Source organism: Actibacterium sp. (assembly GCF_041584535.1).
Lineage (GTDB): Bacteria > Pseudomonadota > Alphaproteobacteria > Rhodobacterales > Rhodobacteraceae > Actibacterium_D.
In genome coordinates this window covers 1-3,557 of sequence record NZ_JBFHDW010000267.1, presented here as the reverse complement: position 1 = coordinate 3,557, position 3,557 = coordinate 1, and the positions used below count along the sequence as shown (strand labels likewise).

General features: G+C 65.2%; 5 protein-coding genes. 3 read left to right on the top strand and 2 right to left on the bottom strand.

Annotation, left to right across the window (positions count from 1 at the left end; all coding sequences use genetic code 11):
- Both ABYW26_RS12025 and lpxK read left to right on the top strand, forming a co-directional pair.
- Positions 1-499, top strand: a 499-nt coding sequence (locus ABYW26_RS12025) for a 3-deoxy-D-manno-octulosonic acid transferase (RefSeq protein ID WP_372605142.1), incomplete at its 5' end; no start/stop codon positions are given.
- Positions 499-1,491: a tetraacyldisaccharide 4'-kinase gene (lpxK, locus tag ABYW26_RS12020; RefSeq protein WP_372605141.1), complete on the top strand. Its 993-nt coding sequence runs from the start codon at positions 499-501 to the stop codon at positions 1,489-1,491. The genes ABYW26_RS12025 and lpxK, both read left to right, overlap by 1 nt.
- Here lpxK and ABYW26_RS12015 read toward each other — a convergent pair.
- Together ABYW26_RS12015 and ABYW26_RS12010 are read right to left on the bottom strand one after the other, a co-directional pair.
- Entirely contained in the window at positions 1,488-2,096 is a 609-nt protein-coding gene (locus ABYW26_RS12015) for a DsbA family protein (protein WP_372605140.1), read from the bottom strand. The two genes, lpxK and ABYW26_RS12015, sit on opposite strands and share 4 nt — an antisense overlap.
- 15 nt (positions 2,097-2,111) lie before the next feature.
- On the bottom strand, positions 2,112-2,633 hold the full coding sequence (locus ABYW26_RS12010; RefSeq protein ID WP_372605139.1) for a DUF721 domain-containing protein: 522 nt from the start codon (positions 2,631-2,633) through the stop codon (positions 2,112-2,114).
- Between the two features lie 101 nt (positions 2,634-2,734).
- Between ABYW26_RS12010 and mutY the strand changes: the two genes are divergently transcribed.
- Positions 2,735-3,557 (top strand): A/G-specific adenine glycosylase (mutY, locus tag ABYW26_RS12005; protein ID WP_372605138.1); only part of this gene is annotated, 823 nt, incomplete at its 3' end.

Sequence of the window (3,557 nt, the reverse complement as noted above, 5' to 3'; positions counted from 1 at the left end):
GTTGCTGATCCTTGCGCCGTCGAACCCGGCACGCGGCCCCGATCTGGCCCGCACCCTGCGCAAAGAAGGCTGGCGGGTGGCCCTGCGTTCGGCCGATCAGGACCCGCATGAGGAAACCCAGATCTATATCGCCGACACCGAAGGCGAGGACGGTCTTTGGCTGCGTCTGGCACCGATCACCTTTCTGGGCGGCACATTGATGCCCGAACACACTGACCCCGCTGATCCGGCGGCGGCGGCGGCCTTGGGGTCGGCCATTCTGCACGGGCCGCATTCAGGGCCGTTTCAATTGCTGCTGCGGCAACTGGACACCGCCCGCGCCGCGCGCACCGTGCGCGATGCCGAAAGCCTTGCCCGCACGCTAAGCCTGCTGTTGGCACCGGAAAAGGCGGCTGAGTTGGCGAATAACGCGTGGCAGGTCTCGACGCTGGGGGCGGAAACCACGCAGCGCATCGTTCAGCACATGCTGGACCGCCTCGACAATGCCGAGGTGGCCTGATGCGCGCGCCTGATTTCTGGTTCACCGCACCTGACGCGCCATCGCTTAGCGCGCGGGCACTGGCGCCGCTTGCCGCGATCTATGCGGCGGGAACCGCGCGTCGGTTGCGGGGCGCAACGCCCTATCGCGCCAGCGTGCCGGTGATCTGTGTCGGCAATATCAATGCCGGCGGCACCGGCAAGACCCCGACCGCCATCGCGCTGACAATGACCCTGATCGCGCGCGGCCTGACCCCGCATGTGGTCAGCCGTGGCTATGGCGGCCAGTTGGACGGCCCGGTTCAGGTGATCGAGCGCACTCACAGCGCCGCCGATGTCGGGGACGAGCCGCTGTTGCTGGCCGCCTTCGCGCCGACCTGGGTGGCCAAGGACCGCGCTGCGGGCGTCAAGGCGGCCGAGGCCGCAGGCGCCGATGTGATCTTGCTGGATGACGGGTTTCAGAACCCGGCGGTGCATAAGGACCTGTCGATCATCGTCGTCGATGCGGCACGCGGGTTCGGCAATGGCCGGGTGATCCCCGCCGGGCCGCTGCGCGAGCCGGTCGCCACCGGCATGGCGCGCGGTGATCTGCTGCTGTCGATCGGGCCCGGACCGGCCCAGCGCCAGTTCGAACAGACCTGGGCGCAGGCCATCACCAAACCGCACCTGAAAGGCGCGCTGAAACCGTTGCAGACCGGAATGGACTGGCAGGGGCTGAACGTGCTGGCCTTTGCCGGGATCGGCCATCCGCAGAAATTCTTTGCCACGCTGACGGCGTTGGGCACCCGCGTGCTGCGGGCTGAACCGCTGGCCGATCACCAACCGCTGACCGAAGCCTTGATGAAACGGTTGGAAATCGAGGCCGCCGCCCTTGGTGCGCAACTGGTCACCACCGAAAAAGACGCGGTGCGCCTGCCTGACAGCTTTCGCCGCAAGGTTCTGACAGTTCCGGTGCGGTTGGAAATCGCCGATCCGGCACCGCTGGACGCGGCGCTGGACCGGCTGTTCGCTTAAAGCGCTTTCTCGATCAGCTCTTTCAGCTCATCATAGCCCATATTGCCATATAGCTTGCCGTTGACGACCAGCGCGGGCGTGCCCTCGATCGGGTATTCGGTGATGTTGACCTCATAATGATCAAGCATCGCTTGCGCCTTTGCGCCATCGGCCATGCACTGATCCAGCTCTTCGTTGGTCAGACCGGCGCTAAGGCCGATCTTGCGCAGGTTCGCGGCGATCACCGCGCCGGTGCCATCGCCAATCCATTCTTTCTGTTTGTCGAACAGCATGTCGGAAATGCCGAAATAGCGCATTTCGCCACCGCAACGCGCCACCATCGCTGCCCACAGGCCGGGCCGGTCGAAATAGACCTCGCGATAGACGAAGCGCACTTTGCCGGTCTCGACATAATCGGCCTTAAGCAGGGGATAGACATCGTCATGGAAGCGCGCGCAATGCGGGCAGGTGAACGAAGCATATTCGATGATCGTCACCGGAGCATCTTCGGCGCCAATTGCGAAATCGACGATCTCGGGCGTCATGCTTTCGGCAAAGGCAGAGATCGGCGCGGCAAGCGACACCAAAGCGGACGAGCCAAGGATCAAGGCGGTTCTGCGATTCATAAAGTCGGTCTCCAATTACCGTTTCGGTCGGGATAATACGTTGCGCCCCAGATTTTCCAGCGCCAGACGCAGGCTGTCATCGCCCACACCCTTTGACAGATCAGCCGCCTGCGCCAAGGCACGCGGATCGGGGGCGGGCGTTTGTTTCGGCGCCGGCGCGAATTGCGCCTGACCCTCGGCAAAGCCGGTCGGCGCAGTTTGGGTCAACATGATCCGTGAAATCGCGGCATAGCCATAACAGGCATTCACCTTTTCGCGGATCTGTTCCTTTTGCATCTCAAGCATCGGCGCATTGGCCCCGGTGGTCAGCACCGTCAGCGTGGCGCCGAACCCGTGCCGCCCATAGGTCACCTTGACCGGGCGCGCCACCCGAGCGGTGCCCTCGCCCACAATCTCGGCCCAATGGGTCAACAGCCGGGTCACGGCAAAACCGCGCTTTTCTCCGGCGCTGCGGATGGGATCGGACAACAGGCTTGAGGTCCGCTCGAAACCGCGCATCCGGCGGCTTTTTCGACTGTCTTGCGGGTTGGTGCTCATCACGCCTGTCAATTCCTGTTTCAGCCCCTATTCTTATGCGCCGCGGCCCTTGCCGCCAATGGCTATCCGAACTGCGAGCATAAACATTGCGTGACGATCAGGTGAGCACCGCCCTGCTGGACTGGTATGACCGCCATGCCCGCGATCTGCCGTGGCGCGTCGGCCCCGCCGCGCGCAAGGCCGGTGTCCGCCCCGATCCCTATGCGGTCTGGCTGTCCGAGGTGATGCTGCAACAAACCACCGTCGCGGCGGTGCGTGACTATTTCCACCGCTTCACCCACCGCTGGCCGGATGTCGGGGCGCTGGCCGCAGCCGAAGATGCCGATGTGATGGGCGAATGGGCCGGGCTGGGCTATTACGCCCGCGCCCGCAACCTGCTGAAATGCGCGCGGGCGGTGGTTGCCGATCATGGCGGGCGCTTTCCCGACAGCCGCGCCGGGCTGCTGACCCTGCCAGGGATCGGCCCCTATACCGCCGCCGCCATCGCCGCCATTGCCTTTGACGAACCGGCGACCGTGGTCGATGGCAATGTCGAGCGGGTGATGGCGCGGCTCTATGCGGTGCAGACCCCGCTGCCCAAAGCCAAGCGCGAACTGACCGCGCTGGCCGAATCCCTGACCCCGCTCACGCGCCCCGGCTGCCATGCCCAAGCGGTGATGGATCTGGGCGCCACGATCTGCACGCCGAAATCTCCGGCCTGTGGCATCTGCCCCCTGCGCGCGCCCTGCGTCGCCCATGCGACAGGCATCAGTGCCGATCTGCCCCGCAAAACCCCCAAGCAAGCCAAACCGACGCGCTTTGGCATCGCCTATATCGCCCGCCGGGCCGATGGCGCTTGGCTGCTGGAACGCCGCCCCGATCGCGGCCTGCTGGGCGGCATGCTGGGCTGGTCCGGCAGCGACTGGGGCGACGCCCCCATTGACG

Coding starts and splice junctions, on each gene's coding strand:
- lpxK (WP_372605141.1), top strand. CDS start 499: ATGCGCGCGCCTGATTTCTGGTTCACCGCACCTGACGCGCCATCGCTT.
- ABYW26_RS12015 (WP_372605140.1), bottom strand. CDS start 2,096: ATGAATCGCAGAACCGCCTTGATCCTTGGCTCGTCCGCTTTGGTGTCG.
- ABYW26_RS12010 (WP_372605139.1), bottom strand. CDS start 2,633: ATGAGCACCAACCCGCAAGACAGTCGAAAAAGCCGCCGGATGCGCGGT.